The organism is Mesorhizobium sp. RCAM 05104 (assembly GCF_059683645.1).
Window position 1 is genome coordinate 2,464,218 of the sequence record NZ_CM185033.1, and the last position, 25,181, is coordinate 2,489,398.

Annotated in this window: 12 protein-coding genes and 8 pseudogenes; 5 read left to right on the forward strand and 15 right to left on the reverse strand. The window is 59.0% G+C overall.

Features of this window, described 5'->3' with window-relative positions; genetic code table 11:
• Window positions 1-149: 149 nt before the first annotated feature.
• The 7 genes and pseudogenes from AC56QP_RS12230 to AC56QP_RS12260 form a co-directional block, all read right to left on the reverse strand.
• Window positions 150-2,492 (reverse strand): penicillin acylase family protein, encoded by a 2,343-nt coding sequence (locus AC56QP_RS12230; RefSeq protein WP_497100547.1) that lies wholly within the window; start codon window positions 2,490-2,492, stop codon window positions 150-152.
• A gap of 121 nt (window positions 2,493-2,613) precedes the next feature.
• Window positions 2,614-4,215 carry an ABC transporter substrate-binding protein gene (locus tag AC56QP_RS12235; RefSeq protein ID WP_489863612.1) on the reverse strand — a complete coding sequence of 534 codons (1,602 nt, stop codon included), beginning with the start codon at window positions 4,213-4,215 and terminating at the stop codon, window positions 2,614-2,616.
• 665 nt (window positions 4,216-4,880) lie between these two features.
• Window positions 4,881-6,134: a D-amino acid dehydrogenase gene (locus AC56QP_RS12240; RefSeq protein ID WP_489859528.1), complete on the reverse strand. Its 1,254-nt coding sequence runs from the start codon at window positions 6,132-6,134 to the stop codon at window positions 4,881-4,883.
• A gap of 227 nt (window positions 6,135-6,361) precedes the next feature.
• Entirely contained in the window at window positions 6,362-7,561 is a 1,200-nt protein-coding gene (locus AC56QP_RS12245) for a glycine C-acetyltransferase (RefSeq protein ID WP_489859527.1), read from the reverse strand.
• A gap of 70 nt (window positions 7,562-7,631) precedes the next feature.
• Window positions 7,632-8,063, reverse strand: a complete 432-nt coding sequence (locus tag AC56QP_RS12250) for an acyl-CoA dehydrogenase family protein (RefSeq protein WP_497104016.1) — start codon at window positions 8,061-8,063, stop codon at window positions 7,632-7,634.
• A complete protein-coding gene (locus AC56QP_RS12255) occupies window positions 8,036-8,983 on the reverse strand; it encodes an aminotransferase class IV (protein ID WP_497100546.1) in 948 nt (315 codons plus the stop codon). Before AC56QP_RS12255 ends, AC56QP_RS12250 begins: the two co-directional genes overlap by 28 nt.
• Window positions 8,984-10,604: 1,621 nt before the next feature.
• Window positions 10,605-11,944, reverse strand: a pseudogene (locus AC56QP_RS12260) (IS1380 family transposase).
• 181 nt (window positions 11,945-12,125) lie between these two features.
• On the opposite strand from AC56QP_RS12260, the pseudogene AC56QP_RS12265 reads away from it, so the two are divergent.
• Window positions 12,126-12,353: pseudogene (locus AC56QP_RS12265) on the forward strand (malate synthase G); the annotation flags it as partial.
• Here AC56QP_RS12265 and istA (AC56QP_RS12270) read toward each other — a convergent pair.
• Window positions 12,354-13,104, reverse strand: a pseudogene (istA, locus tag AC56QP_RS12270) (IS21 family transposase); the annotation flags it as partial.
• Window positions 13,105-13,284: 180 nt separating this feature from the next.
• Between istA (AC56QP_RS12270) and AC56QP_RS12275 the strand changes: the two are divergent.
• Window positions 13,285-13,822 (forward strand): annotated as a pseudogene (locus AC56QP_RS12275) (transposase); the annotation flags it as partial.
• Window positions 13,823-14,480: 658 nt separating this feature from the next.
• Window positions 14,481-15,827, forward strand: a complete 1,347-nt coding sequence (locus tag AC56QP_RS12280) for an ATP-grasp domain-containing protein (protein ID WP_489859525.1) — start codon at window positions 14,481-14,483, stop codon at window positions 15,825-15,827.
• Between the two features lie 305 nt (window positions 15,828-16,132).
• Here the strand turns inward: AC56QP_RS12280 and AC56QP_RS12285 are convergent.
• A pseudogene (locus AC56QP_RS12285) lies at window positions 16,133-16,528 on the reverse strand (IS5 family transposase); the annotation flags it as partial.
• Window positions 16,529-16,579: 51 nt separating this feature from the next.
• On the reverse strand, window positions 16,580-16,801 hold the full coding sequence (locus tag AC56QP_RS12290; RefSeq protein ID WP_489859524.1) for a hypothetical protein: 222 nt from the start codon (window positions 16,799-16,801) through the stop codon (window positions 16,580-16,582).
• A 146-nt stretch (window positions 16,802-16,947) separates the two neighbouring features.
• On the opposite strand from AC56QP_RS12290, the gene istA (AC56QP_RS12295) reads away from it, so the two are divergent.
• Both istA (AC56QP_RS12295) and istB read left to right on the forward strand, forming a co-directional pair.
• Complete coding sequence (gene istA / locus AC56QP_RS12295; protein WP_489859523.1) at window positions 16,948-18,462, forward strand: IS21 family transposase; 1,515 nt, start codon at window positions 16,948-16,950, stop codon at window positions 18,460-18,462.
• Entirely contained in the window at window positions 18,459-19,352 is an 894-nt protein-coding gene (gene istB, locus AC56QP_RS12300; protein WP_352722235.1) for an IS21-like element helper ATPase IstB, read from the forward strand. The genes istA (AC56QP_RS12295) and istB overlap by 4 nt, the downstream gene beginning before the upstream one ends.
• On the opposite strand, the gene AC56QP_RS12305 is transcribed toward istB, so the two are convergent.
• The 5 genes and pseudogenes from AC56QP_RS12305 to AC56QP_RS12325 all read right to left on the reverse strand — a co-directional run bounded on the left by AC56QP_RS12305 (window position 19,252) and on the right by AC56QP_RS12325 (window position 25,041).
• Window positions 19,252-21,132: a DDE-type integrase/transposase/recombinase gene (locus AC56QP_RS12305; protein WP_489859522.1), complete on the reverse strand. Its 1,881-nt coding sequence runs from the start codon at window positions 21,130-21,132 to the stop codon at window positions 19,252-19,254. The two genes, istB and AC56QP_RS12305, sit on opposite strands and share 101 nt — an antisense overlap.
• A 97-nt stretch (window positions 21,133-21,229) precedes the next feature.
• Window positions 21,230-21,553: pseudogene (locus AC56QP_RS12310) on the reverse strand (transposase); the annotation flags it as partial.
• A 54-nt stretch (window positions 21,554-21,607) separates the two neighbouring features.
• Window positions 21,608-22,228, reverse strand: a pseudogene (locus AC56QP_RS12315) (transposase); the annotation flags it as partial.
• Between the two features lie 530 nt (window positions 22,229-22,758).
• Window positions 22,759-23,700, reverse strand: coding sequence for a methyltransferase domain-containing protein (locus AC56QP_RS12320; protein ID WP_489859521.1), 942 nt, complete (start codon window positions 23,698-23,700; stop codon window positions 22,759-22,761).
• 283 nt (window positions 23,701-23,983) lie between these two features.
• Window positions 23,984-25,041, reverse strand: a pseudogene (locus AC56QP_RS12325) (KamA family radical SAM protein).
• Window positions 25,042-25,181 lie beyond the last annotated feature (140 nt).

Sequence of the window (25,181 nt, forward strand, 5' to 3'; positions counted from 1 at the left end):
TTGCCTCAGTGCAATCCGAGTTCGGTCAGACACCGCACCATGGCGTAGGCGCGCATGCAAGACAACATTTACAAGCGTCAGCGGCACGGTAATCAGAAAGAAAGTAATCATTCATCATACCAGTCTCTCCCAATTTGCAGTGTAATTCGTTAGGCGGGCACTAGACTTATCCTGGAAGACGTCGCCTCTTCGACCTTTGTCATGGAATAGAGCAGTGGCTTGTATTCACCCTGCCTCCAGCTTGATGTCAGATCTGCATAATGTGCCGAGCCCGGAACGCCGGACTGTCCAGGATTGTTAACAAAGAGACTTTCGTCCCAGTTTCCCACGTCGATGATCATACGTACAGAGGGACCGCCGACAGCTGAAAAATCACCTATCCGATACGTTGCGTAATTGAGAGTCGAGCTGCTGCCGCCCAATCCCATCGGTTCCAAAGACCAATTCGCGGTTACGAGCGACTGGAGAGGATGCAGTAGATATAGTTTGTGGAGACGTCCCCATGACCAACCTGCGGCTTCTCCTCCCATCAACGTCGAACATTCCGTCCAGGCGTCCACGAGACTAGTTTGCAGAGCTTCAATCAATTCCCGATCTGGCGCAGCGTTTTCCAACCAGGCGGCAATGCTTGGCGCATCAAACGGCATGAGTAACGGAATGACTTGAGCACTGGCGCCTTCGCGCCTCGCGACCAAGGGGCCAAGGTGTTTGCTCAGCCAGACCTCAAACAGAGCCGCTGGTGCCGAATCCGCCGACAGATCATTGTCCCAGTTTTTCAGAAACTGCCAGATGGCCAGATCGCCTGCGTCTCTGAAAAGCTGGGTTACGGCCGTGGTGATGCGTGCCGCAATAGGCGAGAACGTCGAGCATTGCAGGCGGATGCAGTCTTCTAACGAGACAAGCTTGTCGCGGCTAAGCTCATAATGCAGCGTATTGTGTCTGCTGCTGTCCATCCATTCGTAGCCGATTGCCGGATTAGATTTGGACCAGTCATCTGGAACGTTCATTGCGTTCGCGGTGGCGATAAAACCGCGCGAAGGATTGAGTTCTGATGGACCTTTGCTGGGGCCAAGATAGCCTCTCCACTCGAAACGACCGTCGCCTGGCACGGGAAGGAGACCGTCCCAATTATCGCGGACAGGCGTAGCTCCGGCTGGCCGCCAAGCGATGGTATTGCTGGTATCCGCATAAACATGATTGACCGAAGGGCATCCCCAACCTTCAAGGCTACGAACATACTCTTGATGAGTCTTGGCCCTCATGACCGAGAGGCTGGCCATATAGGGCGCCATTCCCGGATCCATCCAGACAGTTCTCAGCCCGAACGCGCGGTTGTTTTTCTCGTCTTGATAAACCACCGGTCCGTGGCGGGTGAATTGCAGCCGAACTGGCTGATCTGGAAAGCCTTTAACCGGGATAACTTCCTCTGCGACGCGAAATTTCTCCCGACCACCATCATACGCGTAGCTGTCGGGATCATCTGAAGCAGTATCATAGACATAAATGTCTTCCTGATCCGCACCAAATATCGTGAGAGCGAAGGCTGCCGTTCCGTTGTGTCCCATTGACACTCCGGGCACCATTGGCTCCCCTGCGCCGATCACGTCCAGACCCGGCATAGCGAGATGCACGACGTAACGAATAGAAGGTAACGTGTGCGTGCGATGGGGGTCCAACGCTAAAATGGGGCGGCCTGTCGAGGTCTTTTCCGCCGAAATTGCCCAGTTGTTTGAGCCTTCCTCGAATGAGGATCGGCCAACTTCCCCTGATGGAACTACGACAGTCCAAAGACCGGCCTCCTCTAATGAACAGCCCAGTCTTTCTTTGGAGAAGGTTACCGGGCATCTTGCGAGTTGAAAATCTCGCAACACTCGGTCGCTCATCACCGCGGGCTCGAACCCCTCCGCAGGCGTCGGGGTGACTCCATGGGACAGTTGCCTGCGAAGCATATCGAGCTTTGCTCCGAGTTTCGGTCCGGCCAAAGCCATGACTTTCGAGCGCAGGAGTTCTGAAGACGCATTCTGAGCCAGCGAATGGGTGCGAACACGGACGACATCTTCCGGTTTCCAGCGATCCGGCCGATTTCCTAGCATAGCAAATTCGGGGGGAAGCTGGGCTAAGCCTGCATCGCAAGCATCGATGTAGGCGTTGATGCCGCTTGTGAATGCAGTGCAGATTTCTTCAGCGTCTGATCCATATGCTTTCCATTCGGACGCCATGTCGCCGCGATAAAGAAACAGGCGCGAAGCCCTGTCTTGCGCAAGGTATCCAGGGCCAAAATCGCGCGAGAGAAGGCCCAGGCCGCGTTTGCGGGCCAGATCGATTTGCCACAGCCGATCCCGCGCCGCATTCCAACCCTGCGCGAAGAAGAGATCATGCAGGTTTTCTGCTCGGATGTGGGGCACCCCCCACTGATCAAAATTGATAGAAACTTCGCTCTGAAGCCCCTTCACTTTCAGGCGCTTCGATGCTGGTGCGGAGAAGAGAGCCATATCAGTACCAGATTCGGGGATCGATCAGGGTGTAGGAAAGATCGAAGACGAAGATCCCGACCATCGCCATGACGGCGGCGGTCAAAACCAATCTACGAAAGGAGGTAAGCGGTCATCGCGCTCAGGCCTTCTGCATGTTCCACCACGGAGGCCTCGCGGGCACCTCGATGAACCCGGTGAGTGTTTTGCGGCGCGCAGTTGGCGTGACGGCTTGACCCAACCGCACGTCGCCGACGAAGTCCCACCATATCCGTTGCATCTTGCGGGCCAGTACCTTGCGCTCTTCCAGCGTTTCGACATCCGCCCATTTGGCCCGAAGCGCCTCATATTCGTCGTTCTTCGGCCAGCCGAACCAGGCCTTGTCGCCATTCGCGGCTAGATAGACTGCGGTGATCGGATTGCCTTGGTTGAAATCGGTATCGTCCGTGATGAAGATGCTCCAGCCGCCGCTCTCAACGTGGCCCTTGTTCGCCCGGCGCGCGACAACCCCGCCCCAGTTGCTCGATGCAAGCTCGGCATTGACCCCAATCTTTCGCAGCGTGTCCGCCAGAAGCTGCGCGGCGCTGTTGCCCGCTGCCCAGTCCGTGCTTTGGAGAATGACAACCTTCTCGCCAGCATATCCGGCCTCCTGGAAGAGCTGCTTGGCCTTATCCGGGGCGCCACCCTTCTTGAACCATCCCGTGTTTTCGTCGTTGGAATAAGGCGTACTATTTCCAAATATCGAAGTGACGGTGTGGCCGTACCTGGGGTCAGGGGCCATGACGCGCAAAAACGCCTCCTGGTCGATCAGGTGAAGCATCGCTTGGCGCGCCTTCACGTTGTCGAATGGCTTTTGCAGATGATTCATGCGCAGGCACATGTCCATGCCCGACTTTTCCAGAACCTGGAGTGCAAGGTTGGGATCGCCCTCGATCACGGAGAGAAGATCCATGGGCGGCTCTGCAAGGCAATCAATCTCACCCGCTTGCAAGGCCGCCAATGCAGTCTGCTCATCGGCGATATTGTTCCAGATGACGCGATCGACCTTGACGACCTTCCCGCCGGCAAATCCGTCGGGAGCCTCGCTGCGCGGCATGTATTTTTCGTTGCGATCATAGGTGAAGCTCGCGCCCGGCTTGGCAAGAGCATGGTTAAACTTGAACGGCCCCGATCCGATATTCGTCGTAACCTGTTCGGTTGCGGGCCGATCAGCGTCCTTCTCACGCATGATGTACAGCGAGCTTCCTGCTATCGTTGCCAACAGATCGATCAGCAGCCCCAACGGCTCCTTGAGTGTGATCGTGAAGGTCTTATCATCCTTCTTCGATATATCGCTGGCCCGCTCCATGAGCAGTTGTCCGCCGGGGTTCACTTGGCCCCAGCGGCGGATCGACGCCACACAGTCGGCCGCGGTGACCGGAGTGCCGTCGTGCCAGCCGAGCCCATCGCGGAGCTCGAACGTATATGTCTTCTTGTCATCGGAAACGCCCCACTTCCCCACCATTTGCGGCTGCGGCAAAAGCTTGGAGTCGAGCGCGAACAGCATGTCATAAATGGCGAGGGCATGCCTCTGGGTGATGCCAGTGGTCGTAAAGATCGGATCGAAGACCTGGAGGTCGCCCAGCGCCATACGGACCGTCCGTTCGGGCGTTGGTGCTGTCTGAGCCCGCAAGACCGACGGGATCGACAAAGCCGTACCAGCGGCCATGCCCATCTTAATGAGATTGCGTCGAGAGATTGTCACGTCCAGTTCCCCTTTCGAGTTCATGGCCCGGTTGATTCGCGGCTTTTTTGAGCTTTGTCGATGCCACCAGAGAAGGATTGCTTATCGTTTCTAATAAAAGCCTGATCGGGTGGCGCAATTTGGAAACGCTAGCACCGTGCACATGAGAGTTTGCGCCAAAATGCATCGATTTCTGAGATGCAGGCCCCACAAAGCGGCGGGATTTTGAAATATCTCAGCCTCCGCTGGCGCGACAGCCATCTTCGATCGCAGACGCACGAGCCTAAACTAGAAGCGGGATTTTTTCGAGCGGCGCGCGCTCGACGGCGCCAAACTGGCCGAACCCTTTAACCGCCGCAAGTCGGGCAGACGCGGGGCGGTTCATGGCATTCGTTTCCTTCGTCAGATGGTGGTCAAGCTCGCCCGGAGATCAGGCTTGAGCCGGTCAGGCGGCATGCTCTCGTCCGGAAAGAAGGCCGATGCCCGAGCAATGGATTTCTTCTGCGCATGGTATTGTAACCTTGCGCTTTTCCTGCGCCGTGGGCACCCGGGATCGCATCCGTACCGAATGCCCATCACAACGCGAGGCCCGCCCCATATTGGAGGTATTCAGCGTAGCGCGCATTCATCACCGGCACGAGCGGCGCCCGGCGACCCCTGAGATCTCGCAGTCGACTCCGCTGCAATCAGGCAACTTCGCGTGCCTCGGCAGGCAGGTCAATCGAAATGGTCTCCGCAAGCATCTCGGCAGTTGCAGCCGACAAGGTCCAACCTAAATGACCATGGCCCGTATTGTAGAACACACCGCGTGCCCGGCCTTTGCCGACCCGCGGCATCATGTCGGGCATCATCGGCCTCAACCCCGCCCACGGCACTACGTGATTGGTATTTATCCTCGGAAAATGCATTCGCGTCCAATCCACCAAAGGCTTAACGCGATCGTCCCGAATGTCGCGATTTGAACCGTTGAACTCAGCGGTTCCGGCGACCCGCAATCTAGACAAACCTAATCGGCTCGTAACGATCTTGGCTCGGTCATCGAGCAGGCTGACCCATGGTGCGGCTTCCTGTGACGCGGACTCATCGAGCTCGACCGTGATGGAGTAACCCTTGACCGGATAGATGTTGAGCCGATCGCCCAAGCTCGCGGCGAAGTCGCGACTGCTACAGCCCGCACAGATGACGATGGCGTCTGCGCATATGTCCTGGCTCCTGGAGTGTTGGTCCTCAGTACCAGTTGCATACAAAATTCGAAAACTTTGTTGACGTTCGATGCGCCTCACATCTGCATCGTAGTAGAAGCGAGCGCCGCGCCTCTCGCATGCCCGTGCAAGACCGGCTGTGTATTTGTGGATGTCGCCAGTCGAATCTGACGGCGTGTAGAACCCACCATATGGAGTATTGCGGAGAGCGGGTTCGATCGATTTGATCTCTTCCACTGTAACGGGCCGTCGGTCCAATCCGCCTTGCACCAACAACTCGTTTACCGCTCGCGCATGATCGAAATCGGCCTTTTCCCAATATAGATGAAGAATGCCGCGGCGAACATGATCGAAATCGATTCCTTCCCGCTCGGCGATCTCAAACATATGCTTCCGCGCCATGATCGCGAGCTTGGTCGTCTTTACCGTATTTTCGCGATAGTTAGCGATGTTCGCCACGAATTCCGCCAGCCAGCTGTACTTGTGCCAGCTGGGCGCAGGGTTCATTAGAAGTGGAGCGTCGCGTTTGATCATCCACTTGATCCCCTTGAGAATCGTCGACCAGCGGTTCCAGACTTCAGCGTTGCTTGCCGAGAGCTGTCCGCCATTGGCAAATGATGTTTCCATCGCAGCATACCGATGACGATCTAATACTGTGACATCATAACCACGCTCCAAAAGGGCATACGCAGTCGACACACCGGTGATCCCGGCGCCGACGACAACAATCTTGGGCATTTGCTCTCCAGACAACATAAACAGATAAACCGGTGCAGGTTCTGCGGGCGATCACCTAGACTACCGAGGCGGGCGAGCACTGCCTCGTTCCGGCTGGCATCAACGTGTCACTAGAGTTCGACAGTAGATTGGACGAGAATATCCAACCCTCTGGTTGCACAGATCGACCCGGATTTAACGCCAAAAACAATCATGACTTCCTCGCGGACATCGACGAAGGCGTTCCGTCATGTTGGACATCGGATGACTCCCAATTCCCTGCCCACCTCCGTGAAGGCCTCGACGGCACGGTCAACATCCGTACTCGAATGTGCGGCAGACATCTGCGTGCGGATGCGGGCCTGACCCTTCGGCACTACGGGGAAGGAGAAACTGATCACATAGATCCCGCGCTGGAGCATCTTCTCGGCCATCTGCTGCGCGAGAGTCGCGTCGCCCAATATCAAAGGGACAATTGGATGATTGCCTCCGGCTAGCGTGAAGCCGGCCTTCGACATCTTCGAGCGGAAACGGTCAGCATTGGCATAGAGCTTTTCACGCAGCGCATCGCCATGTTCGATCAGGGCGAACACCTTCAACGACGCCCCTGCGATGGAAGGCATCAGCGTGTTGGAGAAGAGATACGGTCGCGAGCGCTGGCGAAGCCAGTCGATGACCTCGCTCCTGCCCGACGTGTAGCCGCCCGAGGCGCCGCCGAGCGCCTTTCCCAGCGTGCCGGTGATGATGTCCACCCTGCCCTCGACGCCGCAATGCTCCGCCGTGCCGCGCCCATGCCTGCCGACGAATCCGACTGCATGGCTGTCGTCGACCATGACCATGGCGCCATATTTCTCGGCCAGGTCGCAAACGCCGCCAAGATTGGCGATGATGCCGTCCATGGAAAACACACCGTCGGTCGCGATCAATTTGAAGCGGCTGCCCTCGGCCTTCTTCAGCTCTTTTTCCAGCGCTTCCATGTCATTGTTGGCGTAGCGGAAGCGCCTGGCCTTGGAGAGGCGAATGCCGTCTATGATCGAAGCGTGGTTCAGCGCATCGGAAATAATGGCGTCTTCCTCGCCGAGCAGCGCCTCGAACAAACCAGCATTGGCGTCAAAACAGGATGAATAGAGGATCGCATCTTCCATCTTGAGGAATGAGGAGATGCGTGCCTCGAGTTGCTTGTGCTCTTCCTGAGTGCCGCAGATAAAGCGGACCGACGCCATACCGTATCCATAGCGGTCGAGCGCAGCCTTAGCCGCGTTCCGCAGATCTTCATTGTCGGCGAGACCGAGATAGTTGTTGGCGCAGAAATTCAGGACCTTGCTGCCACCCGCGAGTTCGATCTCGGACGACTGCGTCGAGGTGATGACGCGCTCGGATTTGTAGAGCCCCGCGGACTTCAACCCAGCCAGTTCCGCAGACAAATAGGCAATGAAATCGTTGTTCATCGGCAACTCCGCAGGAATGGCATGGAGTACGTCCAACACAAGTACATGATCAGTGACGACTGGACGCTCATCATCGAGTGGTAACGGCTGTCAATTCGCTCAACCCCGCGCGCCACGAGGCATAGGTAGCGTAGCCAGCTCCGAGCCCGTCATATTCCACAGGGTTTGTTACACCGAGCAAGCCGGCATCACCAGTTCGCGGAAGATCGACGGGTCGGTCGCCTCGTTGAGGTGCACGTCCACGGAGCGTGGGCGCGAGCTCGGCGGCGCAGAAAGTTGCCGCACCACCATCGCGGATCGACTGCTGGTCTTCCAGCAGCAGGAGACGTCGGTGTGTATCGGGCAGTCTGCCAAATCCAGGGCGGCGCCCCGTCGAAGCGCGCCTGCTCGACTTTCGGGAGCTTGCGGGACGACAGCTCATCGTCATCGTCACGATCCCGCTCGCCAAGTTGCTGTCGCATGGCTCATTTCCGATCACGGGTAGATGACAGCAGTCGACCATGCAGGATCATCGTGCTTTTGCCAGTAGAGATCCATGAGCCGGCGGGTGACGGATCCGACGCGCCCATTAGCGATCACGGCGTTGTCGATACGCGTCACGGGTATAATGCCGCCGGCAGTCGAGGTGATGAACACCTCGTCAGCCCCTTTAATCTCAATGCGACTAATGTCAGCAGCCGTAGCCGAGAGCCCGATCTCGGCGCAAAGGTCGAAGACAGTCCGGCGCGTGATGCCCGGCAACACTCCAAAAGCGGGTGTCCTCAGCGATTCGTCCTTGACAACGAACACATTGAAACCGGGCCCTTCCGCAATGTATCCGTTCGTATCTAGGATCAACGCTGTCTCCGCCCCCCTGTCGTAGGCGTCGAAAAGGCCCTTCACGAGATCGAGCCAATGATAGTTCTTGATTTCCGGATCGATCGATTTGGGCGGGATGCGGACGGTCTCGCTGATCGCGACGTGCAAGCCTCTTTCCAACTGTTCCTTGTTTGCAACCGACCCAAAAGGGACAGCAAACGCGATGAAGCGGTTCTCCGCTTGGCGGGGATCGCGGCTGAATGTCGGCGACGAACCGCGCGTGCAGATCATCTCCACGTACGCCGATCTATGGCCCGACAAAGCGACGCAGTTTTTGAGGATCGATACTATCACCTCGCGATCATAGGGCAGCTTCATTCGCAGCCGATCCATGCCCCGGAAGAAACGATCAAGGTGCAGATCCATTCGGAAGAACCTGCCATTCCAGACGTGCACGGTGTCGTAGGTCGCGTCGGAGTGCAGGAAACCCCAATCGAGCACGGAGATCTTGGCTTCGGACATCGGCAGGTATTGCCCGTCCATGAAAGCTACCCCGTTAGGATAGCGGCGTCGATCTGCGTGATGCTCGTCCACAGCTGGAAGCGCGGGTAAGATTTGCGTCATTTTCTACCTTTCCGATCCGGTACTTGGTCAGGCTCAAGAAGTGCCAGAGGCTTGCGGTCGAACGCGGCTTGGATGCTGATCACTGCAAGACAGAGCTCCGATACCAGCGATGTTGACGTGGAAGGCGCGACGTTGGGCATCAGATTCAGACGGTCAGAGAGCCGCAACGATCAGTTATCGGAATGAAATGAAATGGTTCGATCAGGCAGCGGCTAAACCATTTGGCTCAGGTTAGACCCGTCAGCCGAGCTAACCGCAAAAGCGGCCCCCGGGCTCTCGCGGTGAATTCGTTGTAATGAACAGCGATGGACTGAACGCTTGCACTTCATGGCTGGCTGCCATCAAGGCATTTACGCCCACTAAGCACGCCCGGCATTCGACCGTTGCGGCCCGCGCATCACATTGGGCCTGTGTCGGCGAGTCCCGCCCATGGCAAACCAGCTGCGTTTCCACGTTTAGAATAGCTTCGGCCGGATTGGCGCCGACGGGCGCGAGTTCCTCTAGAACGGGCCGTTCCACTTCATGGGGCTTGCACGTCTGCGACCGAAAGACGAGCTGCCACGTGCGGCCCGCTGAGGGTGAGACATTTCAAAACAACGCCGCTTTCAGGGGCTACATTTCAGCGGTCGATGCATTTTGGCGCAAACTCCCATCTCCAGCGCCTCACAGCTTCTTGCGGCCGCGCTGCGCAAGATAGATTGGAGTCAAATGCCGAGCTTGCACCGAACGACTGGGGCGGGGTTGTAGCGCGCCGGGCGAACAAGGGCCCTGTTGAGAGCGGCTGGAGCATCTTCATCACGGACGATCCTGATTACGTTCAGGGCGAGCCGAACGACCGAGGTCTTCCTCGGCGCGAACGGCGACAAAGCCTGGTTCGGCTGGCCGAAGAACAACTAATTTGAGGCACTCCGGGCCAAATGGCCAGATGTCAAAACCGCAAGGCACTGGCCCGCAAGATGCAACGGATTTGGTGGGACTTCGTCGGCGACGTCAGGCTTGGTCAAATTTATCACCAAGTGCTCGCCGCAAGAGACTCACCGGACCCATCGAGATGCGTACGTTGCATGGTGGAACATGCAGAAGGCCTAACCACGGCGGATACCGGCAAGTCCGCTGCGGCGTTGATGATCCCCGCCATCCGAGAGCAGCTGCGGCCGAACGATCCCCTGCCGGTTCAGGTCACACACTTGGGTGGGGGTGGCTCTGCGGTGATCTCGGCACCTCGATCTTTGCCCAACGGCCGGCTGTCGAGTTCATCTCGCAGCGGCTTGAACCGACCGTTTCCCTGTCCTGACATAAACGAGCGGTACTGGAGGCAAGACGGAAGGAGCGGCGAGCGTGCAGGCGTTGGCCGCGAAGGCGCGGCGATTTCCCACCTTACCGATCGCGACGGAGACTCCGGCTGCTTCCAGATCGGCACCTATTCGGTGGTTCGACGGCTGATCCTAGCCGCCTTAATGCACGGCGATAAGCTTTTGACGGCCTGAAGCGACGCTGTGGTTGCCGTTGCGGTGCTTTTCCACGCGCCTCGTCAGGCGCCGGGATTGCTCTGTCGTGATGGCAGGCGGGGGTTTGCAGGTTGCGGTCGACGGGTTCGTTTCGGGGCGTCAGCGCCCCATCGTTATGTCGCGAGTTGGGGGATGCGATCGAGGACGATGCGCAGGATGCGCTGGTCGGGGCACGATGTCGGCAGGTGCAGGCGGATTTGCGATTTCATCTCGACCACCCGCGCAGCGATTTTGATGAGGCGCAATCGCAGCGTGTCGAATTGGGCGACGGCAAAGCTCGAGCGCCTCGGCATCGCGGCCCGCAAGCCCCACATCAACCAGTAAGCACCGGCATGCAGGAATAGCCGGAACTGGTTGGCCGTCGCTCTGGTGCAGGATGTGCGGTCGGCGGCAAGATGCGTCTTCCACGACTTGATGTGGTTCTCGGCCGCGCCGCGCCGGCAGTAGACATCCTCGTAGAGCGCCTTGGCCTTCCCACCGGCAAGGTTGGTGACGAAGAAGCGGGTATCGGCACCTTGGGCGCCGACCTCGACCCGCGCGATGATGCGCTCGACGCGGCTCCAACTAGCGGCGCCGTCAACGAACTCCTTGAACCTGCGGACCTTGCCTGTCTTGGCCAACGCTTCGAAGCGCGCCGTCGTGCTGGCCTCCAGATCCGCGACATGCTTGCGCAGGGTCGTGGTGGGCGCGAGGCCAAAGATGAAGTCGACGTCGTTGGCGCGGCACCAGTCGATGACCTGCGGGCTGCAATAATGGCTATCGCCGCGGAGCAGGATTCGAATGTTCGGCCAGTTGATCCGGATCGCCCGCACCAGACGGCGCAGGTGGGGGCGGATCTCAGCCCCACTCGGCCGCTTGGCCGGTCGCAGGATCGCGCTGACGAACCGTCCCGCACCATCGAACACTACGATCGGCTGGAAGCCGTACTCGTCATGGTGGGCATTGAACAGGCGAAGCTGTTGGCCTCCGTGCACAGCGTCGAAGATGTCGTCAATGTCGAGTACGATCCGCTTCGGCACCTGCCGGAACGAGGCGCAATAGAGATCGACCATCGCCCGCCCCATCGCGACCAGCTCCCGCACGCCGGGCAGGTTCTCCAGCCGGCACAGCGTCGATTGCGACGCCAGATCCCGACCCGACGGCAGCGCATCCTGGGCCATCTTGAAGACCGGATCGCGGCGCAGCCGGTTGGCGTCGTTGCCGTCCTCGTAGCCGGCGGCAATCATCTTCATGCGAAAGCCGATCATGTCCGCCAGGCTGTGGACGACCTGGTCCGGGCAGCGCGGATCGTCGATGCAACGCGCCAGACGCTCGGCCACCCGCAACGCTTTTCCACCTCGGCCAAAGCCAGAACGCCGCTGTTGGACGACAGCATGCCGCCGTCGAAACGGGCGACGACGGACTTGCCGCCGACTGATGACAAACCGCTCAGCGGCAGCGTAAGATCGTTCATGGTGGGTGTGGTCTCCGGGAAATGGTTCGGATCGGCTTAAGCAACCAAATCCTACGTCATTTCAACGGCTTGCGCCACATCCACCAACCCCCATGAATTTTTCAGGCTAGGTCTTACCTGTTGCGCGGAAGACCTCCCGGCGGCAATCGGTGCCTTCAGTTCCCGCGAGGAGGACGGCTGCTACACACGTCCTGAGGGGCCGGCCTCCAGCGTGACCACCGAAAATGTCGATCCGGAGATCGCGGTGGTCGCCGGGCCGCAGCTGGTGGTGCCGGTGATGAATGCGCGTTATGCGCTGAATGCCGCCAGTGAGCGCGGGGGCTCGCTTTACGACGCGCTCTACGGCACCGACGCCATCCCGGAGACGGACGGCGCCGAGAGGGGCAACAAATTCAATCCGGCGCGCGGCGGGCCGCGCCGCGAGAATTGCGGTGCCGTAGTGGCTCGCCATCTCGGCGTAGGTCCGGTTGAGACCGGGATCATAGCGATCGGGGTTGGTGACGGCGGCCTTGAGATTGTCGCAGACCACGAACTTCGGTATGCCGCCTAGAAAGGCGAACAGGTTGGTGTGCACGCCGATCCAGTCGGGCAGGCTCTCGCTCCGGCACGCCTCGGCATAGGTGTAGTTCGAGGCTCCCATCGCCGCCACGAACAGCTTCATGGGGTGCGCTTCGCCGGTGTGACGGGATCGAAGATGTCGAAGGCGTCGCCGGCAAAGTCGACGAACACTTTCTCGCCGCCCAGGTGCGTCTGCCGCATTGAGGGGCGTACGCGTCCTTTCCAGGCCTCGAAAGTCGTACAGAACCACGTGTAGCCAAAGCCGTCGGGGTTGGCGGCGCGATACTCTTCCCACAGGAGCACGCGCGTCACACCGCGGCGGCGCAGCTCCTTCTCCACATGGCTCCAATCAGGCACGGCCGCCGAGGGCTGTGCGACGCTGACTTGGGCGCTGGAAACAGAAGAAGCTCAAGGCCTTCGTCGTCCATCCCTCGGACCAACGGCCAGGTCAGCCCGGCAAGGCGAGCTCGCCGTAGGTATCCATGCACAACCCCATTGCTGAGCCCAAGCATGCGCGCAATGACGCGCTCGGTGAGGCCCTGGACATGCCTTAAACGTAAAACTTCTCTGATCCGGCGCATCGACAATCTCTGGGTTGGCATCAGGCTTCCTCGTTGCATTGACGAGGCAACCTGTAGCCCGGTTGAGATGTCGGCCGAAGCGTCCACAACCTTCGAGAAGGCTGCTCACGATCATCTGAAATCGCTGCTCACGATCCCGCGAAATCCGTGCTCACGATCGACTGAAATACGCAACGGGATCAAGGGCCTCCTGTTGCCTCAAGTTACGAGCCGCTGCGGCGTGACCGGCAACATCGGCTTGAGGAATTGAGGACCGGCGACGGCCGCGCGCTGCCTGAACATCTGAAGGGCCAAATCCGTCGCGAGCTCGACCGACTCGAACTGGTGATAGCCCAGATCCCAGATCAAAGAGGTGCGGGCCGAGCGCGACGCTCTTCTGGCAATCGAAGTCGCCGAAACTCCAGCAGCGACATTGCTCGATCTATCGGCCCCGAGTGTGCGGCCATCCTCCACGTGGAAGGGCTGTTCCGGCACTTCGATAATCGCCCGCCGGACGCCGCCCATGCCGGGCTCGCGCCGACACCTTGGCAGAGCGGATCGGTCCAGCACAAACAAGGCGTCTCGAAGGCCGGGACCCCCGGCTCCGAACGACGATGGTTCGAGTTGGCCTGGCTGTGGCTGCGCAATCAACCGGGCTCAGCGCTTACCCGCTGGTTCCACGACGCTTGACGCGCAATCAGGGAGCCTTAAAAAGACAACCATCGTCGCCCTTGCAAGGAAGCTGCTCGTGGCGCTGTAGAAACACGTGACCGCAGGCGTCGTCTCGAAGGTGCCGTCATGAAGGCTGTCTGACGAGACCACACCGCCCCCCATCCCTCGAGGCCTGATCAGCACCGGCGGATCTGGGAGTCGGACCGAGATCCCAGCTGGCTGGGATGCCGTATCAAAGACGGGTCTCGCCTTCTGGGCTCTGCCGCCGCAAGCGGAACATTGGTGCAGCCACCCCAAGCAGCGACCGTATGTGAGTTTGACTAGGCTGGATTGACCGAGCCGTGTCGCGCAATCGGGCCCAGCTCTGGTTTCCGCTGCCAATTGGAGCAACACGACGCCGCCCTAACGGACCTCTTGACCTCAGCATCGTCATGTGAGCCCGGGATCAAACGGCCAGGCGTATTACACTGGGCCAGGTACCAGGACACGCAAAGCCGCATCACTGACTGAACCTGGCGTCCCTTGAACATCGCAACCCTCCGAAATTCGTCGAGACGCTCCGTACCCCACCGGCAACGAAAACGTTGCAACAATACCTTCAAGTAAATTTACAGAGTCTTTGCGACCACAGATCGCTGAGAATGGTACCTTCGCCGCAGGTCTGAGGTCAGACTCGGCTGAAAAAACCTGATGCCCGATGTTCGCTCACACCACCGCACCGCACGTATCGGAGGATATCAAAATCAATGACAAGAAAAACGCTCATCCTGCTTGAAGGGTCAGGTGCTAATGGTCCCCTCTACGTCCAAGCTGCCCTGCGTCTTGGGCTTCATCCAGTTACCCTGTCGGCTGACCCAGCTCAGTACGGCTATCTTTCGGCGGAAAGGCTTGAGGCAGTCCGTGTCGATACAGAGGACCTCGATGCGCTGATTCACGAATGCTCTCGGCTAGGTGCGATCTATGACATTGCTGGCATTACAGGCTTTGTGACCCCAGACGAGTCGGTCTATGCGACAGTTGGCAAGCTCTGCCGCCATTTCGATTTACCTGGACCGAACCCCGCATCAATTGAACGATGCTGTGACAAATTCGTTCAACGTCAGTTCCTCGCGGAGGGCGGCGTTCCAATACCTGCGTTTCGCTTGGCAGCGGACGCGAAGGAGGTGGAAAGCTCTGCCGCAGATATCGGCCTGCCGGTGGTTGTTAAGCCAGCGGTCGGCAACGGTAGCACCGGGGTCCGATTGTGCCGCAACGTCGATGAGTTAGCCGAACACACGACATACTTGTTGGGCGGGAAGCACATATGGCGATCTTCGCCGAGGATACTGGTCGAAGAATTCGCACAAGGCCCATACTACGAAGCCGAGATAATGGGAAACGCAGTCATTGGAGTTACTGCCGCTGAGTTCGACCGCCCACCACATTTCGTCTTTCGTGACAGCATCTTTCCGGCCCCGCTGACCGATGGCGAGCATAAACGTATCGCCGATGTTTCGCTAAGCTGTCTGCGGGCTCTCGGCCTTGGTTGGGGGCCAGCGAACATCGAATTCCGGTGGACGAAGCGTGGCCCAGTCGTCATTGAAGTCAATCCGCGCCTTCCGGTTGGTGTTACTCCTCGGGTGGTCCGGCTGGCTTACGGTATCGATCTCGTCACGGAGCACATCAAGCTTGTCATCGGCGAGGAATGGGATTTGCGCAGAAGGCATTCGCACACTGCGGCCACGCGGATTCTCGTTCCTGATCGCGATGGCATCCTCGATTGGATCGAAGGCGATATTCTGGCAGCTGCTATACCAGGTGTCGCCGAGGTCAAATTGTACGTTGAACCCAAGACCCCTATCGTCAGGAAAGGCGATTACCGAGACCGCATCGGACATGTAATCGCGGCTTCAGCCAGCCCAGGCCAAGCCAAGGCGATACTTCAGCGTGCCGTTGACTTGATCGATTGGTCGATCACACCATTTCCGACCTTGGCGAACGGGAGCAATCTGCGGCCCCCCTCGCACACCAGCGCAGGTGGTGCCGGGCAAGAGGTGATCGCGCCGAACGTTGGTACAATTGAGAGCACGAAGAGAGCAGATCGATCAGGATAGTTTTGCCGTGCGTGAGGAACCGGAGCAGGCTGATTTTGGCTGAGGCTTGATACTGTTGCGGTGAGCAGCATGATCAGGATCTGGCGCAGCAAAAAGTCTCAGTCAGCTGAGCGATAGTCGATGGCCTGCCACTGAACTTCCATCATCGGCGATTAGGCTCGGGCGTTTTCTGCTACGCCGTGGCGCGCGGTGTGAGCAACCGGCGGAGGCGCGAAGCCTTCAACTAGCGCAGTGCCAGAGCCGGTTGCGGCGAGAGTTCAGAGAGCTTGGTACAGGCACCGCGGTCTAAGAGTCGGTTTGGAAAATCACGGATGGGCGTTTCTGCGTAGCATGATGCCGCCCATGGCGACGAGGATCATGGCCTGCGAGACATCGATGCGCTGCTCGTAATCGCGCACGAGGCGTCGCCACCGGATCATCCATCCGAACGTCCGTTCGACGACCCAGCGACGCGGTAGAACCTTGAAGCCTTTCTGGTCGTCGGAGCGGCGGATGATCTCGACGATGAAGTCGAGATAGCAGGCCTTATCCATCAGCTTGAGCCGGTCATAGGCCCCGTCGGCGAAGAGATGCTTGACCCACGGCCAGCGTTTGCGGATGCCGTCGAGTATCGCCTGCGCACCCGCGCTGTCGGAGATGTCAGCGGTGGTCAGGTTGACCATCAGGAGCCGTCCGTCCGTATCGACCGCAATATGGCGCTTGCTGTCGTGTTGCCTCACCTAATTTTGTTACCGAGTGCCTCATCAAGAATGTTACCCGCTCGCCAGGCGTGCGGAATCTGAAGCGACATACGGCGCTAGGCTGCTGACTTCGCCGATGAGCCGCTGCACGGCTTGTTGTCGCCACGCCCTTACTCGCTTCTGCAACGTGTGAAGCTGGTGCAAGCTGTATCGTCCGGGATAACGGACCTGGAACTCGACGAGAAGTTCAAGTGCTGCGGCGCGGCGATTAGGATGAGATTCAGCGTCAATCAAGATGAGACTCGGCGGGGGTGGTGTGACGCACTGAGGGCGTAGCCCGAACGGAGTTACACCACCCCCGCGGCGTCACTGCCGGCGTCTGTTGAGCGCGGTTGGCTGAAGTACCTTGGCGATTTTCTGAAGAATGGAGAATCACCTTTGTGCCAGGCCGTCATGTAACCGACCATCAGATGAGGCTCTTTATGAAGTTACGACAGGAACACACGACCGAGGTTGCCGCGGCCAAGGCGTCGATCAGCAGAGCGACGGCCTATCGCATCAAAAAGAATCCGGACCTGCCATCGCAAAAGCAAAAGGCTCGCGGCCGGCGACGGCCTGACCCTCTCGAGCACATCTTCGATGCTGAAGTCGTTCCCCTTTTGAAGGCGGCGCCAGGCATCCGTACAGTCGCCATCTACCAAGAGATGCTGCGGCGGCACCCGGAACTGAGCGAGGGCATTCGCCGGACCCTGGAGCGGCGCATTCGGTCATGGCGCGCCATCCACGGCGAAGAGCAGGAGGTCATCTTCCGTCAGCTTCACGAGCCCGGCCGGCTCGGGCTGTCGGATTTTACCGACATGAGCAGCCTGGGCGTGTCGATCGCTGGCCAGCCGCTCGATCATCTGCTCTACCACTTCCGGCTCGCCTGGTCGGGCTTCGAACACAGCCACGTCATTCTCGGTGGCGAGAGCTTCGTGGCCCTGGCCGAAGGACTGCAGAACGCGCTCTGGTCACTTGGCGGAGCGCCGTTCTATCACCGCAGCGACAGCCTGTCGGCGGCTTTCCGCAATCTCAGTGCCGATGCGCAGGAGGACCTGACACGGCGCTACGAGGAACTCTGCGCCCATTATCGCATGACGCCGACCCGCAACAACAAGGGCATCGCCCACGAGAACGGGTCGATTGAAAGCAGCCATGGTCATCTCAAGAGCGCCATCCGTGACGCCCTTCTGATGCGCGGCAGCAGGGACTTCGACGATCTCGACGCGTACCGCGCCTTCATCGATGAGATCGCCAGCCGGCACAACGCCAATCATGGCAAACGCATTGATGCCGAACGCCCTCATCTGCAGGAACTCCCCGACCGGCGGACCAGCGACTTCGAGGAGGTGGCCGTGACCGTGTCGCGGACGGGTGGCTTCACCTTGCGCAAGGTCTTCTACACCGTTCCCTCCCGCCTGATCGGACATCGGCTTCGCGTCCGGCTGTTCGACGATCGCCTCGAGGTCTTTGTCGGAGGAACACACCTGATGACGCTGCCCAGAAGCCGCGGGCATGCGGATGGAAGGCACGATCAGGTCGTCAATTATCGGCACGTCATCCATTCCCTGCGCAAAAAGCCGATGGCGCTTCTTAATCTCGTCTATCGTGACAAGCTCTTCCCGCGGCAGGAATACCGCAGGGCCTTCGATGTGCTCATTGAGCGGCTGCCGGACAGGCAGGCCTGCAAGGTGATGGTCGAATTGCTGGCGCTGGCCCATGATCGAGGCTGCGAGCGCGAACTTGCCGAGCAGCTCGCCGAGACCCTCGACGCCGGCGACCTGCCCGATATTGCTGTCTTTCGATCGCTATTCGGCCCGGATCCCGCACTGCTGCCGACCGTCTCGGTGCAACTCGCTTCCCTCAACGGCTATGAAGCCCTGATCGGCACGGCCTATGCGGGAGACGTCGCATGAAGGCCGCCCACATCATCGACGAAGCCCGTCTCGGCATCATGCTCAACGAACTCAGATTGCCGACGATCAAGACCCTGTGGCCGCAATTTGCCGAACAGGCTGATCGAGAGGGATGGCCCGCCGCCCGGTTCCTGTCGGCCATTGCCGAGCATGAGTTGGCCGAGCGCGATCGGCGCCGGATCGAACGCCATCTGGCCGAAGCGCATCTGCCGCCCGGAAAGACACTCGACAGCTTCGCCTTCGATGCCGTACCCATGGTCTCCAAGGCGCAGGTCATGGCCATGACCGCCGGCGATAGCTGGCTCGCAAAGGGCGCCAATATCCTGTTGTTTGGCCCGCCCGGCGGCGGAAAGTCGCATCTCGCCGCAGCTATCGGGCTCGCCCTCATCGAGAACGGCTGGCGTGTGCTGTTCACCCGAACAACCGATCTCGTCCAGAAGCTTCAGGTCGCACGGCGTGAGCTGCAACTCGAATCCGCCATCGCCAAGCTCGACAAGTTCGATCTGCTCATCCTCGACGATCTGGCCTACGTCACCAAGGACCAGGCCGAAACGAGCGCGCTCTTCGAACTCATCTGCGCAAGATATGAGCGGCGTTCCATCATGATCACCGCCAATCAGCCCTTTGGAGAATGGAACAGGGTCTTTCCCGACCCCGCCATGACCCTCGCCGCGGTCGACCGACTTGTTCATCACGCAACGATCTTCGAGATGAATGTCGAAAGCTACCGGCGCAGATCCGCCATCGAAGCCAAACGCCAGCGCGGCAGGCCAGCCTCCTACGCGACAATCAAAAACACGCACGAGCTTGTCGCGGAGCGACAATCAGAAAACGGCGAAACTCTTGCCAGCGACAATCAGCATGATAATTTGCCCGTGACCGCGCTCTGAGAGTCTCATCCAGATTGTCGCGCAGGTCTCTTCCAGATCGACGCGCTATAAGTGCGGTCTGATCCGGACGCTCTTCAAGGCATCGTGCCATCTCTTCCCAATGGTCCTTAAAGATGTCGGGACGTCGGCCGCGCGGTTTGTCGTTGAGCCGACGATAAGTCTTTGGCCCAACGACAACACCGCGGGCGCGAGCCGCTTGGCGCCAGAGATTGACCCGTCGAACGAGTGTTTTGTACTGCTTGCGGGTAAATCGACCTGGAAACTGGACGCACAGCTCCTCGAAGAGCTGCGTGGCGTTGATGTTGGGGAATTCCTCCAATCGGCGACAAACGATCGGCCACACCATGCGGAGCGCCTGGACGCGGGCTTGGCCAGGCTCGGCGTAGACCAGCTTCGGCTTCTCCTGCATCTTCGCGGCTGTCACGGGAGGAGTGGGTGGGATCACCGGTTTGAGCGTCGGCGAGGGACTCGCAATAAGGGTTTGTGTCGAGACCTTTTGTAGACTTCGCAGGTAACGCGGTTTGGCCTCAATGGAGAAGGTCGGACGGATCTCGCCCGCATGCCAGGCGCTCGATAGGCTGGCTACGAACGCGGCCAGGTTGGGCGGTTCCAATGTCGCCGGTGGCGGTGTTTCGCCGTCAGCCAGCGCCGCCAGATAAGCCTGGACAGCTCGCATCTCCTCCAGCAGCTTCAGCGGATCGAGGTCGCCGGCGATCTCGCGCAGCTTGCTCTTGGCGGCCATCGGGATAGCCTCCGCCTGCAGGAGACGCTCGCAGGGAGTCTGCGGTGGATGATAGCGCTTAGCTACCTTCGCACCGTCACGCTGTTTGGCAGCCAGCTTGAACGAGGGCTGGAAGAAGTTCACGAACAGCCGGGATGCCGCGTAGAGGCGCGTGATCGCTCTGGCCGCCGCCAAGCCCTCGAAGCGCCGATACCCCAGGAGCTTCCGTACTACGGCGCCATTTTTCTGCTCTATCCACGCTTGGTCGTTCTTACGGTAAGGCCGCGAGCGAGTGAGTTCGATGCCGTGACCAAGGCAATATTCGATCAGCCTGTTGTTGACGAACTCGCTGCCATTATCCACATCCAGCGCTCTCAGGGCAAAGGGCAAGCCCGTGCGGATCCGATCGAGTGTCTCGACCACGAGGGTACCTTCTCGGACCACGATGGGCGCGGCCTCCGTCCATCCGCTCGCGATGTCGGTCAGAACCAGGCTGTGAACGTAGCTACCGCGGTTGACTTCCCCGCAATGAGCGACCAGGTCCATCTCCATGCTGCCGGGCAGCGGCTCGTTCCAGTCGGCAAAGGTGCGCATTTTGATGCGCCGCCGGGGCTCTGGCATAACCCTTGGCGGCTTTTTCGTACGCATGGTGCGCCTTGGCATCTGGAGCAAGCGGTCGATCGTCGCGGCGCTCATCGACAGGACCTTGTGGTGTATCTCCTCCTCGAGCTTCAAATGCCCATTGCGTTCCAGCGCCGGCAATAGAATGGGCAGCAGTGCCTTGAGGCGCTTGCCGCAGACTCGATCTGAAGCTTCCCACAGCACAATCAAGGCGGCCCGAGCGGCCTCATCATAGAGCGACGGGCGTTGGCGGGTCTGACGGTGCTTCGGCTCCGGGCGGCTGTTCAGGACACGGATTGCGGACTTTTCGTGATACCCCGTCGCCGCAATGAACTCCTCCAAGATCCGGCGCTTGTCCTTGGTCGTCGCGGCCGCATAGCGATCCCTGACCGCATTGGCCAGTTCCATACGCATGGCATGTGTCATCTTCGTCTTCATGTTGCCTCCCTGGTGGTGAAGGCACCATGGCGACATGCGCCTTCACGGGTAATATTTTAGGTGAGGCAACGAACCCGCGCGGTAACATTTTCCTTGAGGCAACGCGACACTTGCGCCCGACGATCTTCTTACCCGCGTCGTAGCCTCGTGCTTTTGCATGGGGTGCCTTGATCGACTGACTATCAATCACACCAGCGCTGGGTGAAGGTTCGCGACCCTGCCGCTCGCGGTCGAGCATCAGTTCCACGTCGTGGATCGTCTGAAACAGGAAGCGCCGTGCCAACTCGCGGAACCAGCTATAGACCGTCTGCCACGGCCCAAAATGAATGGGCAACATCCGCCACCCACAGCCTGAGCGCACCAGATAGCGCACCGCGTTGATTACCTCCCGAAAATCCACCTCGCGGGGACGCCCACGCCGACGTAACAGCCGGACTGGTCGGCGTGACACTGAGCACGGCCCGATCAGTGCGCGTCAGCCGGGTCTGAGGCGGGTGAAGAGGGCGAGTTTGTAAGCGACCACCGAGGACCAGACGTAAGCCTTGAAGTGGTTGAGCCCGCGCCAAGTGCAGCGGACCAAGCCATAGGCGCGCTCAAACAGGAGATGCTGGCCTCGATACCAGCGCGGAAGCTGCGCAGCTTGCGATAGACCCAGCGGCTCCTGACCATGTCTTCGATCCAGAGAGCGCTCTTCTTGTGGCACACCCAGATTTTTTGGCCTGGCGCAGATTGGCGGGCTGGCGTAGCCGCCGTCGGCCGCCGCCTGACGCGGCGGCTCGCCGTGAAATGATGTGGCGCTCCAGCATTAGCAGCAGACGCTCGCTGTCGGCTGGGTAGCCGCGCTTCGATGACGAGATCGAGGATCAGTCCATTGCGGCGGTCAGACTGAGCTTGTGACCGTAATCGACGTCGCGGCTGCCCCTCGATGATGATATCGGTATGCGGCTCGAACAGGCCACCAGCTTCTCGCCGGCCGGAACCGGCTCGCCGGCAGCACCCGCTGCTCGGTCTGGGGGATGATCCGCTCGATCAGCGGTCGGCAGTGGCGGACTTGGGCTTGCCTGAGTTCAACGGCCGGACCCGCCGCCAAGGTTATGCATCGCGCCGATCCAAGGAATCTGCAGTGCGATCTCAGAACTTTATCATCGACATCGGCGACCACTTTGACGCTTCAGACGTCGCTGGTTCAGGGGGGGCGATTCTGCTTTTGATCTCGCCGACATGGGCCAGTACGCAGTTCATCGCGACACATCAGGCGGACGACTTTCGTGTAGAGCCCAAAGTTCTCCTTGTCAGGTGAATCGTCCGGCGCTGCAGAATCCCGCTTTTTTCGAGATTTTCCTCTTTCGCTCAAACTGAAATGCATGGATCACGTATCTGTGTTGGAGATGATCCCAGTTTCATAGAAGAGCATCGCGGAACTTCTGACAACCACTTCTCAGCCCACAATGTCCATTAGAATCGCGGGTTTCGACCGCGGTTCACACTCGGCATAGAGGATCGCGGAGGCGCTTACTATTAGGTATGCCGCGAAATGGAAATTGCTCGGTAATCGAGCTCAACGCAGACGGCTACGACACGGTAGGGTAAGCAGAAGTCGGCCCTTAGGGCCAGCGGAACTGTGTCTCACACCCGCCGGCCCCTGCCGACCAAGGCATTGCGCTCTATGCGCGCTTCGAACTCACCGTGAGAGCTTCGTGTCACGACGACCCCGAAATACTCATCAAGAAGCGCGAGCACGCGCTGCGTGTCGCTCCGGAGCTTCTCTAGCCCGTACATCTTCACGACATATTCAGCCAGTAGTTGGAGAGCGCTCTCTTCGTCCCCTCCGTGGAAGACGAACGGGTCTGTGATACGCTGCACGGTTACCTCATCGAACTGCGCAGCAGCGAACAGATCGAGCACCTCGCCCGCGGTAAAATGAGGATAGTCATGCGGGGTCACGGAATACGTTGACACCACGTCAGCGAACCAGCGGGCAGTGGGCGAGCCCTCTTCGAAATCATGAAGAACAAAGATGCCACCGGGCCGGAGAATTCGCGCGGCCGCCCGGACAGCGGTGGCGCGCTGAGCGCGCGGGATGTGGTGCGTGCCGTAAGCCATCAGCACACCGTCTACCGATCCGTCTTTGATCCAGAACGGATCGGTCGCGCCTTGCCAGATCGCAAACAAGCCGTCGCGGATGCAACGGTCCACCATGAACTGAGACACGTCAGAGTTGATGAAACTCGGGCAGCGCGCCGCCCCCAAGAGCCGGTGCGCTACCTTGTTTACGTATCCGTCACCGGCGAGAAGATCGCAGATGATCAGTGATGAACAAAGTCCGTCGCGACCATTGGGATGCATTTTGCACAGGAGATCCATCACGCCCTCCGATCGTGCGAGCAGCGACAGTTGGATGCTATCGAGGTAATCCGACCCACGCCCTTCCGACGTGAACTCATTGCGCGACAGGTCGGTAAGGCAGTCGAATGATTCTCTAGCTATTCGGGGTTCGATGGCGCTGAAGGCGACCGGATTTGTCTGTTTTAAGCGGGCGATGTGCGAATCTATACCGTTGGAAAACATTTTAGTACTCCTTGGTGACCAGCCGACGGCGAGCTGAACGATACTTTAGGAACGAGACGCTGAGCGATCGAATTTGCGGACACCGTCTTTGGAGGGACTGTTGCCGCCGTGGGACCTCCCGTGACTATTTGGCATTCACTATGACGTTACTCCTTCTGGTCGGACTCTGTATCCGTCGCTCGCCAAGAGGACTGTCATGGATCTCTGAAGAACCCCTCAGCCTGGGGCGGGCAAACTAAGGAACGACTTGAGCACGCCGTAATTTCGCGCGCGCGTTCGGACCTCATCCTTCGGGCAAATCGTCCAACCAGCAGGCCCCCTCGAGATGCGGCCGAGAAAAGATCTTTCCGATCTTTTCCGGACTCTTGTTTTGATGATATCGCATGTACACGCGGTCATCGGCTGCTGCGAGATCGAGGATCTCGATCTTTCCTGTGTGATGGGACATGATGTATTTGAATGTCTTTTGAATACCGCCAAGACGTTGGTTAATGCCGCGTGCAATCTCTATCCCGCGGGACAGCGAAACCTGAAAATGCGATGCGCCTTTCACCGGTCTGGCCTGAAAGAGATAATAAGGACGCACACCCAATTTGTGACACTTGGCGAAAGTGGCAGCCAAGATCTCGGGATCATCGTTGACTTTCGCAAGAAGCACGGTTTGGTTCAGGAACTGCACGCCCTGTGCGCGCAAGGAGCAAATGTTGCGTTCCGCGTTGACCGAGATTTCACCGATGTGGTCGAAGTGTGTGACGATCACGGCGGCCTTACCCGCTTCATGGATCCGCTGAAACAAAGCCGGCAAAGCGGGATCCTCGAAGCGCTTGGGCTGATAGGCTAGTATTTTTGTGCCGATTCAGAATCGAGATCGAGATGTGGGATTGGCAGCAGATGATCAAGAATTTTGTCGAGCTTGGCCGTGCTGAGCACGAACGGGTCGCCCCCTGTTAGCAGCACGTTCGTAATTTCAGGATGGCTGCGAATATATTGCGCAATTTTCGCGAAATCAGCTGCTATTTCATCGGAGTCTTTGCCGACCATGCGTTTGCGAAGGCAATAACGGCAATATGAAGCGCAACGGTTCGTCACCAGCAACAAGCCGGTTTGGGCGTACTTGTGCTGAAACCCGGGAATGACCGTGTTTTGTTGCTCGCCGCTCGTGTCCAGGTTGCCGGAACTCTCGAACTCTTCGAATGAAGGCTGCACAATGTACTTGAGCTGTTCGTAATAACCGCTGTTGGCAATCTGCTCACGATAAAACTTTGTGACATGATTACGCATGATGCTGTTGGCTCGCAGTTCACCCTCGGCAATGACGCGCGTCCCCTCGATGAAATTCATCACCGCAGTGTCGGGCCGCGGGTCCGAGTTGGTGGGTGGTGCTTCGGGAGGGGGAGGGTAAATTCGAGATGCCGCGGAGGCCGCCCGCGCGTTCAACTCACGATCGCTAAGGCTCTGGCCCTTGTAGATGACCGCGATCG

Bases quoted from the DNA above. Each gene is read 5' to 3' on its own strand.
- AC56QP_RS12250 (WP_497104016.1), bottom strand. From the start codon at position 8,063: ATGGTCGACTGCTGTCATCTACCCGTGATCGGAAATGAGCCATGCGAC.
- AC56QP_RS12280 (WP_489859525.1), top strand. From the start codon at position 14,481: ATGACAAGAAAAACGCTCATCCTGCTTGAAGGGTCAGGTGCTAATGGT.
- istB (WP_352722235.1), top strand. From the start codon at position 18,459: ATGAAGGCCGCCCACATCATCGACGAAGCCCGTCTCGGCATCATGCTC.
- AC56QP_RS12245 (WP_489859527.1), bottom strand. From the start codon at position 7,561: ATGAACAACGATTTCATTGCCTATTTGTCTGCGGAACTGGCTGGGTTG.
- AC56QP_RS12240 (WP_489859528.1), bottom strand. From the start codon at position 6,134: ATGCCCAAGATTGTTGTCGTCGGCGCCGGGATCACCGGTGTGTCGACT.
- AC56QP_RS12305 (WP_489859522.1), bottom strand. From the start codon at position 21,132: ATGAAGACGAAGATGACACATGCCATGCGTATGGAACTGGCCAATGCG.
- AC56QP_RS12255 (WP_497100546.1), bottom strand. From the start codon at position 8,983: ATGACGCAAATCTTACCCGCGCTTCCAGCTGTGGACGAGCATCACGCA.
- AC56QP_RS12230 (WP_497100547.1), bottom strand. From the start codon at position 2,492: ATGGCTCTCTTCTCCGCACCAGCATCGAAGCGCCTGAAAGTGAAGGGG.
- AC56QP_RS12320 (WP_489859521.1), bottom strand. From the start codon at position 23,700: ATGTTTTCCAACGGTATAGATTCGCACATCGCCCGCTTAAAACAGACA.